Origin of the sequence: Saccharomonospora iraqiensis subsp. paurometabolica YIM 90007, from assembly GCF_000231035.2 — a bacterium.
GTDB classification, from domain to species: Bacteria; Actinomycetota; Actinomycetes; order Mycobacteriales; family Pseudonocardiaceae; genus Saccharomonospora; species Saccharomonospora paurometabolica.
In genome coordinates, this window is the sequence record NZ_KI912258.1 from 279,190 (window position 1) to 279,640 (window position 451).

The 451-nt window shown below is 70.7% G+C and carries 1 CRISPR repeat array.

Annotated features, from left to right (window positions below):
* The first annotated feature begins 59 nt into the window (after window positions 1-59).
* Window positions 60-391: direct repeats of the CRISPR family, unit length 28 nt; unit sequence GTCTTCCCCGCGCGTGCGGGGGTGGTCC.
* Window positions 392-451 lie beyond the last annotated feature (60 nt).

Here is a 451-nt window from a genome sequence, read left to right on the forward strand (position 1 = left end):
CTTCCCCGCGCGTGCGGGGGTGGTCCGCTCCCGTGAGACCAGGCTAGTGGCAACCCCTCGTCTTCCCCGCGCGTGCGGGGGTGGTCCGACCCACGATCGCGACGAAACAAGTCGTCCGATGTCTTCCCCGCGCGTGCGGGGGTGGTCCCGAGGCCGCGAGGCTGATCGCCGAGCTCCGCGAGTCTTCCCCGCGCGTGCGGGGGTGTCCGGTGGATCCACGGTTCCGCACGGACTACCTGGTGTCTTCCCCGCGCGTGCGGGGGTGGTCCGCGCACACCACAAGACGTGGGCGATCGACCAGGGTCTTCCCCGCGCGTGCGGGGGTGGTCCACAGCAGGTCAGACGGCAGATAGACCCCGATAAGTCTTCCCCGCGCGTGCGGGGGTGGTCCGGTTGGTTACGGAGTGAAGTCGACGGCACGTACGTCTTCCCCGCGCGTGCGGGGGTGGTC